Source organism: Streptomyces saintjeani (assembly GCF_055409605.1).
This window is the reverse complement of the sequence record NZ_CP189624.1, coordinates 6,968,163-6,987,052: the sequence shown is the minus strand read 5'-3', so window position 1 is coordinate 6,987,052 and position 18,890 is coordinate 6,968,163. Positions and strand designations below refer to the sequence as shown.

General features: G+C 69.9%; 13 protein-coding genes. 6 read left to right on the top strand and 7 right to left on the bottom strand.

All coding sequences use genetic code 11. The annotated features are described in order from the left end of the window. The first annotated feature begins 27 nt into the window (after nucleotides 1–27). Both ACQCO7_RS31815 and ACQCO7_RS31810 read left to right on the top strand, forming a co-directional pair. Nucleotides 28–237, top strand: a complete 210-nt coding sequence (locus ACQCO7_RS31815) for a hypothetical protein (RefSeq protein WP_464075015.1) — start codon at nucleotides 28–30, stop codon at nucleotides 235–237. A gap of 429 nt (nucleotides 238–666) precedes the next feature. Further along, nucleotides 667–1,734: a hypothetical protein gene (locus tag ACQCO7_RS31810; protein ID WP_464075014.1), complete on the top strand. Its 1,068-nt coding sequence runs from the start codon at nucleotides 667–669 to the stop codon at nucleotides 1,732–1,734. A 446-nt stretch (nucleotides 1,735–2,180) separates the two neighbouring features. Here ACQCO7_RS31810 and ACQCO7_RS31805 read toward each other — a convergent pair whose 3' ends face one another. The 5 genes from ACQCO7_RS31805 to ACQCO7_RS31785 all read right to left on the bottom strand — a co-directional run bounded on the left by ACQCO7_RS31805 (nucleotide 2,181) and on the right by ACQCO7_RS31785 (nucleotide 7,385). After that, entirely contained in the window at nucleotides 2,181–3,419 is a 1,239-nt protein-coding gene (locus ACQCO7_RS31805) for a hypothetical protein (RefSeq protein ID WP_464075013.1), read from the bottom strand. A 116-nt stretch (nucleotides 3,420–3,535) separates the two neighbouring features. Beyond that, the gene (locus ACQCO7_RS31800; RefSeq protein WP_464075012.1) at nucleotides 3,536–3,958 is read right to left on the bottom strand and encodes a hypothetical protein; all 423 of its coding nucleotides are present in this window, start codon (nucleotides 3,956–3,958) and stop codon (nucleotides 3,536–3,538) included. A gap of 63 nt (nucleotides 3,959–4,021) precedes the next feature. Continuing rightward, nucleotides 4,022–5,782, bottom strand: coding sequence for a ParB/RepB/Spo0J family partition protein (locus tag ACQCO7_RS31795; protein ID WP_464075011.1), 1,761 nt, complete (start codon nucleotides 5,780–5,782; stop codon nucleotides 4,022–4,024). Nucleotides 5,783–5,884: 102 nt separating this feature from the next. Further along, nucleotides 5,885–6,337 carry a DUF6197 family protein gene (locus ACQCO7_RS31790; RefSeq protein WP_464075010.1) on the bottom strand — a complete coding sequence of 151 codons (453 nt, stop codon included), beginning with the start codon at nucleotides 6,335–6,337 and terminating at the stop codon, nucleotides 5,885–5,887. Nucleotides 6,338–6,638: 301 nt separating this feature from the next. Further along, complete coding sequence (locus ACQCO7_RS31785; RefSeq protein WP_464075009.1) at nucleotides 6,639–7,385, bottom strand: DUF2786 domain-containing protein; 747 nt, start codon at nucleotides 7,383–7,385, stop codon at nucleotides 6,639–6,641. Nucleotides 7,386–8,094: 709 nt separating this feature from the next. On the opposite strand from ACQCO7_RS31785, the gene ACQCO7_RS31780 reads away from it, so the two are divergent. Further along, on the top strand, nucleotides 8,095–8,496 hold the full coding sequence (locus ACQCO7_RS31780) for a hypothetical protein (RefSeq protein WP_464075008.1): 402 nt from the start codon (nucleotides 8,095–8,097) through the stop codon (nucleotides 8,494–8,496). A gap of 12 nt (nucleotides 8,497–8,508) precedes the next feature. Here ACQCO7_RS31780 and ltrA read toward each other — a convergent pair whose 3' ends face one another. After that, nucleotides 8,509–9,930, bottom strand: a complete 1,422-nt coding sequence (ltrA, locus tag ACQCO7_RS31775; RefSeq protein ID WP_464075007.1) for a group II intron reverse transcriptase/maturase — start codon at nucleotides 9,928–9,930, stop codon at nucleotides 8,509–8,511. A 743-nt stretch (nucleotides 9,931–10,673) separates the two neighbouring features. On the opposite strand from ltrA, the gene ACQCO7_RS31770 reads away from it, so the two are divergent. After that, nucleotides 10,674–11,309 (top strand): hypothetical protein, encoded by a 636-nt coding sequence (locus ACQCO7_RS31770; RefSeq protein WP_464075006.1) that lies wholly within the window; start codon nucleotides 10,674–10,676, stop codon nucleotides 11,307–11,309. Between the two features lie 169 nt (nucleotides 11,310–11,478). On the opposite strand, the gene ACQCO7_RS31765 is transcribed toward ACQCO7_RS31770, so the two are convergent. Next, nucleotides 11,479–11,961, bottom strand: coding sequence for a hypothetical protein (locus tag ACQCO7_RS31765; protein ID WP_464075005.1), 483 nt, complete (start codon nucleotides 11,959–11,961; stop codon nucleotides 11,479–11,481). A 676-nt stretch (nucleotides 11,962–12,637) separates the two neighbouring features. Here ACQCO7_RS31765 and ACQCO7_RS31760 point away from each other — a divergent pair. After that, entirely contained in the window at nucleotides 12,638–13,567 is a 930-nt protein-coding gene (locus tag ACQCO7_RS31760) for a hypothetical protein (protein ID WP_464075004.1), read from the top strand. A gap of 65 nt (nucleotides 13,568–13,632) precedes the next feature. Next, nucleotides 13,633–18,633, top strand: coding sequence for an ATP-dependent helicase (locus ACQCO7_RS31755; RefSeq protein ID WP_464075003.1), 5,001 nt, complete (start codon nucleotides 13,633–13,635; stop codon nucleotides 18,631–18,633). Nucleotides 18,634–18,890: the final 257 nt, after the last annotated feature.

Here is an 18,890-nt window from a genome sequence, read left to right as displayed (position 1 = left end):
CCGACATCATTAATTAAACCATGTTCCGTGAGTGAGGTCAAGCTCGGCACCCCGCTGACCTGCCTTTCCCTCGCCGCCAGACTGGCACCCGCTCCGCCGGGCCTGGCCACGACGAGCCTCGGCGGGGTTCCCTCCTCGGTCGGACAGCTCCGCCGGATCAGGGTTCCGGGCGCGGTGTCCAGGCTCGCGAAGCGACCGCGAAGCGGCTCGGCCTGGATGCCGTGTCCGGGTTCCTGATACGCCCCCTGGGTGTCCGACCGGGGAGGGAACCCCGCCTTCCCCACCCGCACCACGACGTTCCCGCACCCGACAGACCAGCCCTCTCCCCCTCCGAGAGAGGACCCGCCGGAGGCTGTTCTTGAAGTGGCCGGCGCACGACCACCCATCGACCGTGCCACCGCCCGCCCCCTTGAGGTGCAGCACCGAGGTGAGACACCATCACACCCCGTCGATCCCGAGTTGTTGTCCGGTCGGCGTTTTAAGGTCGGATGCCAGTCCTGACGTCCGTGCGACCTCATAGAGCCTGCGGCTAAAGCTAAGCCGATCACACCTCCCTACGTTTCCTGCGAGACACGGTCAGCCCTATCCAGTAGCTCGCCCACCATCACGCGTTCTGGACCGATAAGCTGTTCTCTTCGCCTTGCGCGGAGTCCTGTTGGAGAAACCATGACTTCGCATCCCACCGGTCTGTTCCCCGTCATCGACCCCGCCCGGCATGCCAAGGGCAGGCAGAAGATGCACGGGCTCGCCCTCTACACCATGCATGTCTGGGAAGCCGCCGCTACCACCAAGACTTCCCTGTGCCGTATCCACGGCATGGAGGTTGACACCGAGCGCGTCGCCCTCGAAATCGCCCCCGCCCTCTCCACGATCCGCACCCTCGATCTTGAGGTGATCAAGAACAGCCAGACGCCTGCCGAACAGACGCGCTACGACGACACTCTGGCCTCCGATCCTGAAGGCCAGGTGGTACGGGGCCTGCTGCTTCTGCGTAACGCCGACATTCATCTGCCCGCGACCGTGGACGTCCAAGCCGACCGGGTCATCGGTGAAGAGGAGAGCTTCCGCGTGATGCCTACCTGGAAGTCTTACGACGAACTCCCATCAGCTATCCGCACAAACACCCGCACTGCTGAGAGCGCGCACAGCGCCTACCGCGCCGCGGTGGCTGGCCGCCTCGTCATTGAAACCCTCCTCGACGCCTTCGTCTTCTTCCAGCGCTGCGACCCCAACCTAGTTGCCGACAACCAGGCTCTCGACTACTTCCCACTCCGCGCCTACACCACCCACGACTATGAGCGGCGTCACCCCGAGATGCCCAACCGGTCCCAGGTCGAAAAGCAGGTCCGGCAGGCGACCCAAGAGTCCCCGCCGTTTAGCAGTGGTCGGGAGATCCTGCACCGCCTTGATCTCGACGACGGCCCGGTGTATTGCGGTTACTCGTTGGGCTTGCCACTCCGAACTGCATTCACCGAGCCGGAGGGCCAGATCGCCCGCGATATCGAGGCGGGCTTCCCGTACATCGCGCTGGACGAGGAGGGAGACAGCCACCCTGTCTCCATCGACGCCACCGGGCAACTCGCGGCAGCTGGTGCTCAGCTGGCGCAGTTGCCTCTCCTCGCTCCGTTCCGTCACCCCCGGCCCGAGACCTGGCGCGCTGAGTGGGACCTAGCAGCCACCGATGCGTTCTGGTACCGCAACCAACGCCATCTGCGCAACGGGACCGATGTGTAGGAAGTCCTCCAGATAGAGCCTCCGTTCCCGCCGCGCGCGGGCCAGTGCTGGCTCCTCCTGCGACCAGCCCGCTCGCCACGCGACCACGTTGTTCCTGTGCCCAGGAGCATTCAACGGTCTTCGTCCAGTGGGGAGAAGCCGACCGTGGTCGCGCGGAGCGCGTCTGATAGTGCCGTCGTGTCCGCGGGACACGTCCTTCGGCCCGGCGTCCGGACGGTGCGGGAGGGCCGCCTGCGGCCCGGACGTTCCGGCCGGCTGCGAGCCGGGCCAGGCTGAGTCGTCCCTTCGGGACGTCCTTCGTGGGGTTCCCGCGCGGTCGGCCGCGCCCGCGCCGGGAGGTCGGCCGGCGGTAGGCGCGCGGGACGCGGGCGGCTCGATGCCGTCCGGGTCCCGGCCACCCGCCGGAGGGCCGGTCGGGCGGCGGCAGTACCGCCCGACCGGCGTCGTTACGCGGCGACCAACTCGCGTTCCTTGGTGGCCTCGCGCTCGATGACACGGCACCGGGTCAGTACGGTCTGTGCCACCTCCCCGTAGGTGCTGTGGTCCTTGACCGTGCCGGTCACCTCGACTTCGTCGCCCTGGTCGGGAACGTCGGCCGCGCTGCTGAACCAGACGTAGACGTTCCCGCTCGCGTCCTGGAACTTGACCAGCCGACGGCGCTGGGCGCGGTAGCCGTAGTGGCGCTCCTCCAACTCGATCACGGTCGTCACAGTGGCGGCGACGGTGAGCCGCTCCCCCACCTTCCCTTGAACCATCGAGCACCGGGCCGCGCGCTCCGCCGCCGCCTTCTCCTGGTCCCGGTGCCATCCGGCGATCGCGGAAACCAGCGTCGGAAGGTGTCGTTGGCCGACCGTCTCTCCCTTGGCCAACTGGGCAATCTTGTGGCGGTAGTCGTTGGTGCTGCCGTATCCCTGGACGGCCCACTCCCGTACGGCGGCGGCCGTGGCGTCGGCACCGGGCTGGGCGTTGACGTCCGCGCGCCACTCCTCGGAGATCCGGCGGTCGAAGAAGTAGGCGGACACGCTGTCGGCGGTCGGCGTGGCCTTCTTCCATTCCTCGGACCGGGCGTAGAAACGACCGTCCATCGACACAACGGCGGCGGCCACCTGGAGCACCCTGTCCACGGGCAACCGGATGTCGGCGGGGACGCCCTCGACTCCCAACTCATCCCAGTCGGCGTCCTTGATCTTCTCCAGCCTCCACAGCGCCTGAAGTCCCTTGACCGGCAGACCCGTGTACGGCTCGACGCACGTGGTGCCCAACTGCCGGTACTCGCCGTTCTCGTGGCGCGCGAGGTAGGTGATGGTCCGGTCGCGCTCGACCTTGCATCCGTAACAGTAGTTCTCCACCACCCGTATCCCGCGCACCTCTTCGGCAAGCTCGTCGGAGAGTCCGGGGAAGGTGCTGAGGATCGTCTCGCCTTCGTCGTCGTGGTCGAGTCGGGCGACGACCGTCCACCCGGCGTGGCGGGGGATTCCGCCGGTGAGCGTGACGGTCACGAAGTACCGCTTGCCGATGACCCGGCCGTCGTAGTCCTTGTAGTCCGCGAGGAACGGCGCGGACATCTCCAACGCGTAGGGGTTCAGGCCGTGGATCGCGGCGCGGGCGTTGGTGGCCTCCACAAGCTGGCGGACGTGGCTCTCCGCCGTCTCCGGGATGTCGAAACGCAAGACAGAGCTGTTCATCGGAAAGGTGCTCCTACTGGTGAGAGAGGAATCGAGTGCCAGGCCGGGCGGGTTGCCCTCCGCGTGCGGCCCGTGATGTTGGAGAGGGTGTTGTCCTCACCCCCCAACATATTTAATTAAACCATGTTTTCAGGTGTGGGGCAAGCACCCCGACCGGGAATCTCCAGTGCGGCACGGTCGCGGAGGAACGCGGCGAACAGGGCGGCGGTGTAGCTGTCGGCGGTGCCGTAGGTGCGGCGGCAGTCCAGCGCTCCGATGCGCTTCCCCCGGTAGTGGACGGGGAACGGCTGACCAGGGGCCGGGATGACCAGCGCGTACAGCCCTCGCGGAGTGTCCACGCGCAGAACGACGGCGGCGGCCTGGTGGTCGTAGGCGGTGGACCAGCGGGCCGAACCGATGCCGAATTCCGCAAGTCCGGCAGCAATCGCGCGGGCCTGCATGATGTCGGCAGCGGTGCCGGGGTCGGGTTCAGCGGGGGCGGGGACGCAACCGCATCCGTGGTCGTCGGCATGGTTCTCGAACAGGGCTGTACGGGTCACTGCGGGGCTCCTGGGGTGACCGGGGGCGGAATTTCCTGCCCCCGGAATTGGGCTGCTGGGGAGTCAGGCGGCGGCTTCGTCCTCGCTCGACGGTTCGTCGGCCTCCTGCTCGCTCGGCTCCTCGGCGGTGCCGGACTCCTCCCGCGCTCCCTGCTCACAGCCGGACGTGATCGCGGCGCGGGGCTTCTTCTTCGCCGGGTCGTACGGCTCGTCGTCCACAACAGACTGCTCGATCGGGGTCAACGGGTACCCCAGGGCTTCCAGCACCATGAACCAGCGGCCCGCAGGTTTCCGGGTCCAGTCCGACCGCTGGCTGTCCGTCCGCCACGCAGACCGCGTCGCGCACTTCTCGCGGACTGCGGCGATCGCCGCGAACTGGAGTTGTGGAGCCCTGCGTGGGTCCTTGGCGACGTGCCCGGCGAAACCGCCTCGGTTCTTGGCCTGTTCCGTGTTCAGCCCCAGGAAGACAGCCAGGATCTCGGTGGTCGGCTCCTTGTTGAGGTCATCGGAGATGCCCCAACTTCCGTTGAGAAGTGCGTTGTTGACGTGCCCGATCAGGTCGTTGGTGATGTTCTTCGGCAGGTTGCGCCGCTTGATCAGGTCCGTGATCCACTTCCGGCGCAGAACCTCGGCGGCGTCCCAGTCAAGGTTCCCCTTCTTCACGGCGGCGCGGGCGGCGCGCTCGGCCTCCACCTCGGCGGTGGTCTTCGTGGCGCCGCTGGCGCTCACAGGCGCCATGTGCCCGTACAGACCGGGAGCGGAGCAGTACGGCTCGTACCGGTCGCCCCGCCGCTCGTCGAACACCCACACCAACCCCTTGCAGTCGGCGTGTTCCTCGACGCTGATACCGCGAAGTCTCCACACGGCAACCGCGCGCTCGGACAGTTCCTCGGCGTCCCTGACCTTCTGTCCTGCCGCTTCCAACTCCGCGCGGTGCGCTTCGGCCTTGGCCCGCTGGTCGCGCTTGGTCCGCTCGATGGCAATGGCCCAGTCAACGTCGCTGGCGTCGGCGTCTTCCTCTGCGGCGGCCTCGGTGATCGCTCCGAGCGCCTCGGCATCGTCGGCGAACTCGGCGAGTGCGGCCATGTGCTCGAACGTCCACGCGTAGCTGCTCGCGCCCGCGACGGCGGCGCTCAACTTCTCGTCGGACCGGACCTTGACGACCGTCCTGACGTCCTTCTGCCGTACGCCTGCGGCTCGGGCGATACGGCCCACCTGCGCGCCCGCCTCGGCCGCGCTGAACATGGCCTGGTTCACCTCCGACGGCGTCAGGCTCTTGCGGTGCTGCGCGGTCGTGATCATGTCGAGGAACTGCCCGGCGGCGTCGCGGTCGTCCTCGTCCCACTCGTACGGCAGGTGTGTAAGTCCCGCGTCCTTCGAGCCGTGGAAGCGACGGTTGCCGTCGTTGACCTGGAGGACCCCGCCGTCAAGTCGCTGAATCTTGACGGGAATTCGGCACCCCTCGGCGCGGAGGGACTCCACGAACGCCGCGTTGATGTCCAGGTCTTCGCGGGCGTTCTTCGGGTGCGGGGTGAGCGCGTCGATGCGGATCACCGGGCGGGACGTGACCGGGACGGCCTCCAGACCTGCGGCGACGGCGGCAGCGAGACGCTGGAACCCGTCGACGATCTGCGGCACGTCGCCGTGGGTCCGCACGACGTACAGCGGCTCGTTGACGCCGTTCTCCCTCACGTCGGCCAGCAGATCGGCCGGGGTCTCGATGTCACGGAGGTTGCCCGGGTGCGCGGCAAGTTCGGCGACCGTGAGGGTCGACCACAGGGTGGGGGTCGCCTTGGAGCCGGCTCGGTTCTTGACGTTGAGCATCGCTTTTCTCTTCCTGGTGAGTTCCGTCGGGCCGTTCGGCCCGGTGGGGGTCGGGAGGAGGTGTTGCCCTCCCCCTCCCGATGTCATTAATTAAACCATGTTCTAGCGGATGAGGCAATCCGTGATGCCGTGATCGGCGTCACTCAGGCAGCGGGCTGCGGCGGCGCGGATCATCGCGGCGGCCTCATCGGTGGTGCGCTCGGGCGCGTCCCCCCAACACCACAGCACGGTGCGCCGGTAGGCATCTTCGGTGAGCCGCAGTTTCCTCCACCGAAGACTGGGAACGGCGCGGCCGTTGATGTGGTCGCTGAGCGCCACCAGGGAATCGGCAAGGGCCTGGTGGAAGACGCCCCACGGTTCACCGCGCACGGTCCAGCGGGGCCGGGCAGCGCGGACCCCTCGCTCCCATGCGTGCAGCACGGTGCAGGGGGCGGCGTCGCCCATCCGGCCGGGCTGCCAGAGGTGGTCACCCTGGTAGAGGCCGACTCGTTCGATGTGGTTGGCGGCGGTGGTGAGGATGCGGGCGGGAGTTGCGGGGCGGTGACGTGCGGACATGCTGTGACCTCCTGGGGTTTTGATCAGCACTCGACCGTGGCCGTCAGAGCATCAGGATGCTGGGGACATCGGGCGTAGTACCTCGCACCGACAGTGCTGGACGGCCACTTACGGCAGACAACGCGCGTCAGGTTCTCGGTGGACTCGCAGACCTCGCACGACACCCAAGCCCTACCAGCCTGCATCTGGTCGTTGTCGCTTCTCCACGGCGCCGGGGGACGGTTCTTCAAGGACATGGGGATTCTCTTCCTTCTGACAGAGCCGGGGACGACTGGGCCGCCGCCCCCGGCGGAGTTGACCACTAGGAGGCGAGCACCCCGGCGGCCGTAGCACCAATGCGGCGAGTCCCGCCTATGTCGGCCCGGTTTCCAGCAGCGGCACCGGCGCCGTACCCGCTACCGCTGTACGACCCCCGCTGCGTCCGCACGTGCGGGTTCTCGACCTTGAATGCGGCCTGGACCATGGCGTCGCGGTCGGCCAGCACAAGTTCGCCGCTGCGCCCGGCGGCCGACGTCTCTGCGTTGGCGGCGGCCCGGGCAGCGTCCTCGGTCTCCTTGAGCCGTTTGGTGACCCGCACGATGAACCCGAGCTGCCACGAGTTCCGCCACGCTCGGGCACTCCGGACTCCGTACGGCACAGCCTGCGCGTTCAACCCGTTGAACATCTGAAGCAGGAGCGAGGCGTAAAGGATCTCGGCGCGCTGCACGTCGGACTCGTATCCGACGATCTGAACCTGTCGCGTACCGGCTCCCTGTCCACCGATGTGGAGGGACTTGCATCCGACGGCTTCCGCGATGAAGTACATGAGGCGGGCGCGCGGCATGGACCACGGGTTGGGCAGGTCGACGTACCGAGTGACGATCCCGTCCCGCGACGGCTGTCCGTCGCTCAACAGGGCTTCGTCGACACCGTACTTGGCCATCATCTCTATCGCCCGCGTGCGGGCAAGCTCGGCTTCCGCCTCGGGGGTCGCGGCGTTCTCAGCTTTGGCGAGTAGCGCCTTGATGGTGGCCAACTTGGGGTTCACGTCTGCTTGGGGAGTACCCATAGCTCTGCTCCTGGTGAGAGTGACTGCCCGAGGCCGACTGAACCTCGGGGTGCCGGTCGGGGCGTTGCCCTCCCCTCTCGACATGTTTAATTAAACCATGTTTTAAGCTCTCGTGCAACCCCCTGCGGTTTCTCCCCCGGCCTACGGCTGGCGCCTCAGCCACAACGCGCCTGCGGTGGGGTTCCCTCCTCGGTTGGACGGCATTGCCAAGCGTGCCGTGGTGCAGGGATGCGAGGTGGAGCGCCCGGAAGCTGGGACTTTCTGAGGTACGAGGAAAGTCCCGGACCCGGACGTACGACCTCGCATCCCTGCGGCGCGGCACGCTCTGCTGGGACGACCGACCGAGGAGGGAACCCCACCGCCGCCCCCACCCCGACCACGACGGCGGGCCAGCCGACCAACTCGCCCCCTCCCCCTCCGAGAGCGGACCCGCCGGAGGCACGTTCTTTGAGCGACAGCAACCCGCCCAGGTAGTCAACGGACCGAACACGAAGGGAGCTTGCTCTCGTCGACGACCTGTTCCAACACCTCACCGTTGCCCGTCAGACCGTTACTTCCTCAGGCTCATCGACATGTGAGTTCTTCCTGGCCGCATACCTACGGTGCCCACCATGAACCACCACCCCAGTCAGCGCCGTGCAGACGCCCTCAGCGTGCCAACCTCCCTGGCACAGGCTCAACTCGCCTATTCAGAAGGAAGGTTGTCGAGATGACGTCGCCGGACGGTGTAACAACGGCGGAGCTACGGCGACGAGTACGGGCCGTAGAGACCCTCCAGATGAAGACCCGCGAGTTGGCCGCCCAGAGCGTCTTGACCACACGAAAAACCGCTGTAGAAGCGGCAGTTGCTAAAGAAACAGCAGACCGCGAGGCCCGCGAGGCGACTGCGGCGGCCTTGCGCCTGTACGACCAGGACTCGGAGCTGGTGGCCGACCTCCTCGGTGTTCCCGCCGAAGAACTGGAGCGGGACGCGAAGGCAGTCACCGCCGCTCGCGCCGTGAGGTCGGCCCGGGACGCCCTGCTGGTGTTCCCACCAGTGGGTTTCCCCGGACCGCCTCCCGCACCCGGCGTGCCCGTCTCCGGGCACCGGGCGCTCCACAAGTCCCGTTGACGTCCGAACAGTTCAGATCGTGCTCGCCCACGGAGTGGGAATCGCTGTCCCGCGGTAGCGGTAGCGGGTAGTCCGCATCCGCCCCGGATCGAACAGAGCGGTATCGCCATCTGACGGCCACCACTGGCCCTGGCAATACCTGCGGCGCACTTGCTTCCAATTCGCACGCGGGTGTTTTCGGTGCAGCCAACCCATGACCCTGCGCCAGGTGAACGCGCGCAGGAAGTGGAAGGTGGCACTTGAAACCCCGGGCTGGAAGTAGACACACCAGCCCCGCAGCACAGAGTTGAGATAGTGCAGCAGGACTTCGAGCGGCTGGTTCTTGTCCAATCGGCTGGCCGTCCTCACTTTTCCCGTGACGGACTTAACCGCCTTCTTGCTCGGGTAGGTGTAGACGTAGTACTTCGCCGTGCCTTGTTTTCGGTGGCGCTGGATGCGCCAACCGAGAAAGTCAAAGCCCTCATCGATGTGCACCAGCGTGGTTTTCTCCTCCGAAAGGCGCAAGCCCATCGTGGAGAGAGCCTCGGCGGCTTCGTCGCATATCGCCTCAGCATCAGCTCTGTCACCTCGAACCAGAGCGACCCAATCGTCAGCGTAGCGGATAAGCCGAAATGATGGCTCTCCCCGCCGTTGCTGCCGAGTCATCCTTCTCTGCTCTCGGTGACGTCGAGCGAAATGCTCATCGAGTACTGATAGTGCGACGTTGGCGAGCAAAGGTGACAGAATTCCGCCCTGTGGCGTCCCTGTGCGTGATTCCCTGAAGAGCCCCTCTTTGTTGAGGATTCCGGCCCTCAGGAACGCCTTGACCAGCATCAGGACGCGCTTGTCGGAGACCCGTTGGCGCACCCGGCCCATTAGTGCCGAGTGCGAGATTTCGTCAAAGCACGCCGCGATATCGCCCTCCACGACCCACTCGTATCGGTGGGGCGGACTGGCAAAGGTGCGGATCTCGGCGATCGCGTCATGAGCTCGCCGGTTGGGCCGGAAGCCATACGAGCACGGCTCAAAGTCCGCCTCGAAAATAGGCTCCAGCACCAATTTCAGCGCAGCCTGAACAACGCGATCCCGCACGGTGGGAATACCTAGACGGCGCAGTTTCTTTCCGCCCGCTTTCGGAATCATCCGCTCGCGGACCGGTAAGGGACGAAACTGCTGCGCTTTCAAATCTTCGCGGAGCTCGGCCAGGAACTCGCCGACACCTTGCCGCTCGATATAGTAGGCGCTTTTCCCGTCAACTCCTGCCGACCGTGCACCCCTGTTGTCCCGCACTCGCTCCCATGCAATCAGGAGAAATGCGGGATCACAGACGAGATTGAACAAATCACGGAACTGCCTGTCTGAATCGTCGGTCGCCCAACGGTGCAGCTTGGTCTGAATCTCTCGTACCCTGCGCTCCGCGCCGAACGACGTGAGCGTTGGTGCGTCGGTATTCACCGGCGTCCTCCGAGCATTCCAGTATCCGCCCTGCTGACTTGCTGGCCCCCTTCGCCATGTACGCGCCTTTCGCGCGCTCGGACTACTACGGGGCCTCCGCCCCACACTGCGGCCGACAGCCGACGACGGGCCTGCCCTTCGATGTCCTGGATGGAGCATCGTGAGGGCAGCCGCAGGTGGTTCCCACGTTCACCACCAACCGTTCGACGAGGGAGGTGCCCAGCTATACCCCGGCAGCCTCGCCACGAGTACGCCGCAGGCTTTCCTCGTGGCCTCCCCACCGGCCTATTCATCCCGGCTTCGGAGTCACCCGCCGCATGATCACGGCAGGTGTGCGCTGCGGACCGGCCCATATCCACCAGGTTGGAGCCGGCTCGACGCTTACGGAGCTTCACGCGCTGGTTCCTCTCGTACACCTTCTCGTCTTGCTTGCCGGACCCGCCCCGTCTGGTAGTTCCGGAGTGTCCCGGCGTTGTCAGGACTGCTTTCCGCCCCTCCCGGCGACTCCCGGGTCAGGCTGTCCTCAGCTTCGCGGCCTTGCTGCGACAAGGCCACGGCGGCGGAATTTCACCGCCGCACGGTCAAGTAGCGCCTCGTGGCGCACAAAGAGGTCATCGAGGCGCTACGTACTCGCGCAGGCCGCCCACGCCCCCGCCGCTCCCGGCCGGGCAACTCCACCCCTCAACTCTCCTTCCAAGAAGCCGGAGTTGTGGAGACCGCCGATCTGAACGACACCCAGGGCGATGTCTCATGACCGGCCTCCCGGCCTCTTCCCGCTCCCCACCATGCACGGCCACGCCGCGTCACCCGAAGAGGGTCCCGAACAGCTCGCGCTGATCGGGGCCCCGTCCCCGGTACGTATCCCCGCTGTCGAGTGGTCAGCCTGGCTGTCCGACGCATCGACACAGACCCGGTACTGGGCCAAGGTGCACCGCACCGCGTCGGACTCGGACTGCTGGTTCTTCTACGGCGCGATCTCCAGCACCGGCCACGCCAGCTTCCGCGCGGCCTCCCTCCCCGGCCCGACCCGACGGGGCACCGTCCCCGGCCACCTCTACGGCTACCAGCTCGCCCACGGCGTGATCCCCCGCCTGGGCTGGGACAACGACAGCCCCACCGTCTGCCACACCTGCGACAACCACTCCTGCCAACAACCCACCCACCTCCGTCTGGGCACGCCGGCTGAGAACCGGGCCGAATGGTTGGCCCGTCGCAGGGACCCAGGTAGCCCTCTGGCCGACCTCCGCGGCCCAGCCGGACGCTCCCGCGCGATCGGCGCCGCTATCCGTGCCAGCCAGAAGAACGGGAAGCCTGAAGCGGAGATCGCGATAGCCATCCGAGCTGCAATTGCAGCAGGCCGCCCGCTCAGCCTCTGGTGAAAATCAACCATCACAAGATATACGCGGACACTCGGCCTGATTGCACCCACAATCAGGCCGAAGCTGTCGCGACGTCTTTTCTCAGCTGATCCACGATCGACACCCTGGCGCCCTGCCTCTGACCGGGCATCCCCGCAACAGAGCCGACTCAAGTTTCGCGGCGTCCCAGTCACACGGCTGATCGCCGAACGGTTTCCCGCCACTCGGCCATTACATCGTGGGCCTCGTCCATGGCTGGATCGCGGCTTCCACCGGGTGCGTAGGCAGGGGACCGATCGGCGCTGAGCGGCACATGAGCGCAGTACCAGGCCCGCTCGGCGCCTGCTTGCTCCGCCTCCGTACCGGTCCGTAGATAGTCGAGCAGTGCAGTCATGACTCGGCGGCGCCCGAAGGCGTAGACCGCTGGTTCGACGAACCAGCGGCAGAAGCTGGGGTCCGGGTCGTAGACGGCTGCGGCCAGCAACGGGGCGAAGAATTCTTCCGGCAGGTGGGTGCGTCCGAGCAGCGGCTTGCGCACCGCATGGGCCAGGTACCGTGCGCGGCGCACTTGCGGCACGTCGGCCGCGTTCCCGAGATCCATCAACCACGCCACCTCAGTGGCGCATAGCAGAAAAGAACGTGCAGCCGGCTTGTTGTGCTCTTCGTCGACCATGGCGGCATTCTGGACCGGCCCAGGCTGAGAAGGTACGAGACGTCGGTTGTCCCCCCGAGGTTAAACGATCATGCTCTGGCTGATGTGATCACGGCGTCGACGCCGTCCTGGACAGAGCCCTTCACCGAACTGAACTCGCACCGCTTCGGCAAGTCGGTTGTCTCGGTGCGGCGCGAGTAACCCTCGCATCAGCATCACGGCCGGCTCTGGAGCCTGCCGTCCCCCACCGCCACGGTAAGGGCCAGGAACTGCCGGCCCGGCACGCCGATCGCCCACGCCCGAGCTGCGCCTATCGTTCACGGGACAGCCCTCGGCTGTGGGTAGACCGGCACAGAAGGCAAAACGCGCAGACAACCACAGAGAGTCATCACCCTCAGCCCACGCCGACGGCACAAAACTCCCCGGTCGCACCCTCACCCCAGGGGGTCCCCAGGGAGTTCGAGTACGAATCCAGGGAGTTTTCAGGGGGTTTCAGCGCGGGACGGCCCGGGACGCGGAGGGCTTTCGATTCCGCGCAACAGCGCAGGTCATAGCGCTAACGGACGAAATCTCCGCAGGCCGACGGGGCTTCCGCTCCCAGAAGACCGTCAACCGCATGCGCCCAGTATCCCGCCCCTCGGGTACACCCTTGGCCGTACGCCCGCGCGGGCACCGCCTTCCGCCCTACGGTCGCGACATGCCCGAACCAGGAGCTTCCCCCCTGCCCCAGACGCCCTCGGCGCGCTCCCCGCTCGCGCGCGCGGAGCGCTTCATGTGGCTCAACGCGCGCGTGCTGGAGCAGCGTCTGTTCGCCCACCACTTCCTGGGCGCCTCCGCCGACCCCGTGGAGACCGCGCTCGACGCCTACCGCACGGCGGACGGCGGGTACGGCCACGCCCTGGAGCCCGACCTGCGCGGACCCGTCGGCCAGCCCCCGCACGCGGTGTACGCGCTGCGTGTCCTGGACGCGCTCGGGCGCTGCGGCGGACGGCGGGTGGAGCAGCTGTGCCGTCATCTGACGGCGGTGTCGTCCCCGGACGGCGCCCTCCCGGCCGTCCTGCCCTCCCAGCGCGGCTACCCGGCCGCGCCGTCGGCCCCGATCGCGGACGTCCCGGCCGGCGCCCTGCTGACGACCGGCCCCGTCACGGGCCTCCTGCACCGCAACGACGTCTGGCACGCCTGGCTGTTCCGGGCCACCGACTTCTGCTGGCACGCGGTGGAGTCCCTGCGGACCCCTGATCCGTACGAGGTGCAGGCCGCCGTCACCTTCCTGGACGCCGTCCCCGACCGCTCCCGCGCGCAGGCCGCCGCCGACCGCCTGGGCCGTCTGGTGCGCGACCGGCACCTGGCCGTCCTGGCCCCGGACAGCCCGAAGGCGTACCCCTCGCCCGCCGGGCAGCACTTCCCCCACGACTTCGCCCCCGTCCCGCACTCCGTCGCGCGCGCGTGGTTCACCGACGCCGAGATGTCCCGTTCCCTGGACCTCCTCGCGGCCGGCCAGCAGTCCGACGGCGGCTGGCCGCCCCACCGGCCCCGGTGGACCCCCTCCGCCGCCCTGGAGGCCCGGGCGATGGCGACGATCGACGCCCTCCGCACCCTGAGGTCGTACGGCCGCCCCCTCGCCTGACCCCGCCGCCGGCCCTGTATCCACAGGTCAGCCCGATTGTCAGTGGCGAGGTGCAGGATGGACGCATGGTCAGTTCCGCACACCGAGCCCTGGACGGCTTCTCCCCCGCGACCCGCGGCTGGTTCACGGGGGCGTTCTCGGCGCCCACCGAGGCCCAGGCGGGCGCGTGGCGTGCCATCCGGGAGGGTTCGGACGTGCTGGTGGTCGCCCCGACGGGCTCGGGCAAGACGCTGGCCGCGTTCCTGGCGGCGCTGGACGGCCTGGCGTCCACGCCTCCGCCCGCGGACCCGAAGAAGCGCTGCCGGGTGCTGTACGTCTCGCCGCTGAAGGCCCTCGCGGTGGACGTGGAGCGCAACCTCCGCAGCCCGCTGACCGGCATCCGCCAGGAGTCCGTGCGCCTCGGCCTCCCCGAGCCGGAGGTCAAGGTCGGGATCCGCTCCGGCGACACCCCGCCCGCGGAGCGCCGGGCCCTGGCGACGCGCCCGCCGGACATCCTGATCACGACCCCGGAGTCCCTGTTCCTGATGCTGACGTCGGCCGCGCGCGACGCGCTGACGGGCGTGGAGACGGTCATCCTGGACGAGGTCCACGCGGTGGCCGGCACGAAGCGGGGCGCGCACCTGGCACTGACCCTGGAGCGGCTGGACGCCCTGCTGCCGAAGCCGGCCCGCAGGATCGGCCTGTCGGCGACGGTCCGCCCGGTGGACGAGATCGCCCGCTACCTCGCCCCGCGCGGGAAGGCCGAGATCGTCCAGCCGAGATCGGCGAAGGAGTTCGACCTGTCGGTGGTCGTCCCGGTGGAGGACCTGGGCGAGCTGGGCGGCTCCCCGGTGGACGACGCGAAGGCGGAGCGCCCCTCCATCTGGCCGCACGTGGAGGAGCGGATCGCGGACCTCGTGCAGGCGCACCGCTCGACGATCGTGTTCGCGAACTCCCGCCGCCTTGCGGAGCGCCTGTGCAACCGGCTGAACGAGATCGCCTACGAGCGGGCGACGGGCGAGCCGCTGGCTGAGCATCACACGCCGGCCGAGCTGATGGGCGGCTCGGGCGCGGCCCGGGGCGCCCCGCCGGTCATCGCGCGGGCGCACCACGGCTCGGTCTCCAAGGAGCAGCGCGCGCTGGTCGAGGAGGACCTGAAGGCGGGCCGGCTGCCGGCGGTGGTCGCGACGTCCAGCCTGGAGCTGGGCATCGACATGGGCGCGGTGGACCTGGTGGTCCAGGTGGAGTCGCCGCCCTCGGTGGCCTCCGGCCTCCAGCGCGTGGGCCGGGCGGGGCACCAGGTGGGCGCGGTGTCGACCGGCGTGGTCTTCCCGAAGTACCGGGGCGACCTGGTCCAGGCGGCGGTGGTCACCGAGCGCATGCGCGTGGGCGCCATCGAGTCCCTGCGGGTGCCCGCGAACCCGCTGGACGTCCTGGCGCAGCAGGTGGTCGCGATGGTGTCGATGGACACCTGGCAGTTCGACGACCTGCTGGCGGCCGTCCGGCGCGCGGCCCCCTTCGCGTCGCTCCCGGAGTCGGCGTTCACGGCGACCCTGGACATGCTGGCGGGCCGCTACCCGTCGGACGCGTTCGCGGAGCTGCGCCCGCGTGTGGTGTGGGACCGCGTGGCGGGGACGGTCACCGGCAGGCCGGGCGCCCAGCGCCTGGCCGTCACGTCGGGCGGCACGATCCCCGACCGGGGCTTGTTCGGCGTCTTCCTCGCGGGCGCCGACCCGAAGAAGGGCGGCGGCCGGGTCGGCGAGCTGGACGAGGAGATGGTCTACGAGTCGCGCGTGGGCGACGTCTTCACGCTCGGTACGAGCTCCTGGCGCATCGAGGACATCACGCGCGACCGCGTCCTGGTCTCCCCCGCCCCCGGTGTGCCGGGCCGGCTGCCGTTCTGGAAGGGCGACCAGCTGGGCCGCCCGCTCGAACTGGGGCGCGCGGTGGGCGCGTTCCTGCGCGAGGTCGGCGCGCTGTCGCAGGAGGACGCCCGGCTGCGCCTGCTCGCGGCGGGCCTGGACGCGTGGGCCGCCGACAACGTCCTGTCGTACCTCGCCGAACAGCGCGAGGCATGCGGCCATGTCCCGGACGACCGGACGATCGTCGTGGAGCGCTTCCGGGACGAGCTGGGCGACTGGCGCGTGGTCGTCCACTCCCCGTTCGGCGCCCAGGTGCACGCCCCGTGGGCGCTCGCGCTGGGGGCCCGGCTCGCCGAGCGGTACGGCATGGACGCGCAGGTGATGCACGCGGACGACGGCATCGTCCTGCGCCTGCCGGACGCCGACCTGATGGGCCTGGACCTCCTCGACCGGGAGCCGACGAAGGCGGGCACCCCTTTGCACACGGCGGTCGAGGCCGACCAGGCTCCCGTGGGCGCGCAGGACGTCGTCTTCGACAAGGGCGAGGTCGATCAGGTCGTCACCGACCAGGTCGGTGGCTCGGCGCTGTTCGCGTCCCGGTTCCGGGAGTGCGCCGCCCGGGCGCTGCTCCTGCCGCGCCGCACCCCCGGCCGGCGCACCCCGCTGTGGCAGCAGCGCCAGCGCGCGGCGCAACTGCTCCAGGTGGCGAGCGAGTTCGGGTCGTTCCCGATCGTCCTGGAGGCGGTCCGCGAGTGCCTCCAGGACGTGTTCGACGTCCCCGGGCTCGTCGAGCTGATGGGTGACCTGGAGTCCCGCAAGGTGCGCCTGGTCGAGGTCACCACCCCGGAGCCGTCGCCCTTCGCGCGCAGTCTGCTGTTCGGCTACGTCGCCCAGTTCCTGTACGAGGGGGACTCGCCGCTCGCCGAGCGCCGCGCCGCCGCGCTGTCCCTGGACTCACGGCTGCTGGCGGAGCTGCTCGGCCAGGCGGAGCTGCGCGAACTGCTGGACGCCGAGGTCCTCACCGAGTTGGAGCGCGAGCTCCAGTGGCTGACCGAGGAGCGGCGCCTGCGGGACGCCGAAGCCGTCGCCGACGCGCTGCGTGTCCTCGGCCCGCTCACCGACGCCGACCTCGCGCGGCGCGGCGCCGACCCGGGCTGGGCGCAGGAGCTGGCCGCGGCCCGCCGCGCGATCCGGGTGCGCGTCGCGGGCGTCGACCGCTGGGCGGCGATCGAGGACGCGGGCCGCCTGCGCGACGCGCTGGGCACGGCCCTGCCGGTCGGTGTCCCGGAGGCGTTCACCGAGCCCGTCAAGGACCCCCTGGGTGACCTGCTGGCCCGCCACGCGCGCACGCACGGCCCGTTCACGTCCGCCTCGGCAGCCGCCCGCTTCGGCCTCGGCACGGCCGTCACCGACGGCGCGCTCCAGCGGCTCGCGGCGAGCGGGCGTGTCGTCCAGGGCGAGTTCCACCCGGCGGGCATCGGCCAGGAGTGGTGCGACGCGACGGTCCTGCGGCGCCTGCGCCGGCGCTCCCTCGCGGCGCTGCGCCAAGAGCTGGAGCCGGTCCCACCGGCCGCGCTCGCCCAGTTCCTGCCCCAGTGGCAGCACGTCGGCGCCGGCCACGCCCTGCGGGGCACCGACGGCCTGGTCCGCGCGGTCGAGCAGCTCCAGGGGGCCTCCGTACCCGCCTCGGCGCTGGAGAAGCTGGTCCTGCCCTCGCGCGTGCGCGACTACTCCCCGGCGATGCTCGACGAACTCACCGCCGCCGGGGAGATCGTCTGGGCGGGCGCGGGCGCGCTCCCCGGCAAGGACGGCTGGATCTCCCTCTACCTGGCGGACGCGGCCCCGCTGCTCCTGCCCCCGCCGCACCTCCTGGAGCCGACCGCGCTGCACGATTCGGTCCTGACCGCCCTCTCCGGCGGCTACGGCCTGTTCTTCCGCCAGATCGCCGACCGGGTCCGCGCCACGACCCACCCGGACGCCACCGACCCGCAGCTCGCCGACGCCCTCTGGGACCTCGCCTGGTCCGGCCGCCTCACCAACGACACGCTCGCCCCGATGCGCGCGCTGCTCGGCTCGGGCCGTACGGCGGGCTCGACGGCCCACCGCGCGCGGCGAGCGGTCCCGCGCGGGCGCTACGGCTCCCTCACCGCCGCCGCCCGCCCCGCCTCGCGCGGTGGCCCTCCGACCGTGGCCGGCCGCTGGTCCCTCCTCCCGGCCGCCGAGGGCGACCCGACCGTCCGCGCGCACGCGCTGGCCCGCACCCTCCTCGACCGGCACGGCGTGGTCACCCGGGGCGCGGTCGCCGCCGAGGGCGTCGAGGGCGGTTTCTCGGCGACGTACCGCGTGCTGTCGGTCTTCGAGGACAGCGGCCAGGCGCGCCGGGGGTACGTCGTGGAGGGCCTCGGCGCCGCCCAGTTCGCCATGGACGGCGCCGTCGACCGCCTGCGCGCGGTGGCGGGCGCCCGCGACCGCGACGAGTCCCTCCCGGCCCCGGCGACCCCGGCCGACTACGGCTTCCCGGCGAGCGCCACGCGCGGCATCAGACCGACCCCGGACGACACCCCGCCCGGCCCCCTCGCCGACGCCCCGACGCGGGCCCACAACGCGCCCTACGGCCACCCCGCGGACCCGGATCACACGACGCCGGACCACACCACCCCGTACGCGCCCGACCACGACGCCGGCCCTGGCTTTCCCGACCTCGACTGGAGCACCCCCGCCCCCGCCGACGCCCTCGACTTCGCCTCCCCCGACACCGGCACCCCCCGGGGCCCCCGGCGCCCCGCCCCAGCCCCGCCGTACGCGCACGGGCGCCCTCACCGCCGTACACCGCCGTCCCGAGCACTCGTCCTGGCGGCGGCCGACCCGGCGAACGCGTACGGTGCCGCGCTCGGCTGGCCCGAGCCGCCCACCGGCGCGGGGCACAAGCCGGGGCGGAAGGCGGGCTCGCTGGTGGTGCTGGTCGGCGGGGAGCTGACGCTGTACATGGAGCGCGGCGGGAAGACGCTCCTGGCCTGGCCGAGCGCCCCGGACGACGCCCCCAGGGACGACCCGCGCCTCCGCGAGGCGGCGCAGGCACTGGCCGAGGCCGCCCGCGCGGACTCGCTCGGAACGGTCACCGTGGAACGCGTCAACGGCGCCCCGGCCCTGACGTCCCCTTTCGGCGTCCTCCTGGAAGAGGCAGGTTTCATCGCGACCCCGCGCGGCCTGCGCCTACGAGCATGACGACACCCCCGCGCGCGCCACGCCGCTCCCACCTCACCGACACACCCCCGCGCGCGGACGTGCCGTATCGCCACACCCCTGCCTCCACCACCCCACACGCGGGCGCCCCACCCGCGCGCAAGCGCATCCCACCTCCGCGCAGCCCCCGCCGCCCCACCCGCGCGCAGACGCGTCACCCCACCGCCACCCCACCCCCGCAGCCCTACACATGGGCGCGTCACCCAGCCACCGCCCCACCCCACGCGCGGGCGCATCCC

Bases quoted from the DNA above. Each gene is read 5' to 3' on its own strand.
- ACQCO7_RS31770 (WP_464075006.1), top strand. From the start codon at position 10,674: ATGTCTCATGACCGGCCTCCCGGCCTCTTCCCGCTCCCCACCATGCAC.
- ACQCO7_RS31785 (WP_464075009.1), bottom strand. From the start codon at position 7,385: ATGGGTACTCCCCAAGCAGACGTGAACCCCAAGTTGGCCACCATCAAG.
- ACQCO7_RS31795 (WP_464075011.1), bottom strand. From the start codon at position 5,782: ATGCTCAACGTCAAGAACCGAGCCGGCTCCAAGGCGACCCCCACCCTG.
- ACQCO7_RS31755 (WP_464075003.1), top strand. From the start codon at position 13,633: ATGGTCAGTTCCGCACACCGAGCCCTGGACGGCTTCTCCCCCGCGACC.
- ACQCO7_RS31780 (WP_464075008.1), top strand. From the start codon at position 8,095: ATGACGTCGCCGGACGGTGTAACAACGGCGGAGCTACGGCGACGAGTA.
- ACQCO7_RS31810 (WP_464075014.1), top strand. From the start codon at position 667: ATGACTTCGCATCCCACCGGTCTGTTCCCCGTCATCGACCCCGCCCGG.
- ACQCO7_RS31760 (WP_464075004.1), top strand. From the start codon at position 12,638: ATGCCCGAACCAGGAGCTTCCCCCCTGCCCCAGACGCCCTCGGCGCGC.
- ACQCO7_RS31765 (WP_464075005.1), bottom strand. From the start codon at position 11,961: ATGGTCGACGAAGAGCACAACAAGCCGGCTGCACGTTCTTTTCTGCTA.
- ACQCO7_RS31790 (WP_464075010.1), bottom strand. From the start codon at position 6,337: ATGTCCGCACGTCACCGCCCCGCAACTCCCGCCCGCATCCTCACCACC.
- ACQCO7_RS31805 (WP_464075013.1), bottom strand. From the start codon at position 3,419: ATGAACAGCTCTGTCTTGCGTTTCGACATCCCGGAGACGGCGGAGAGC.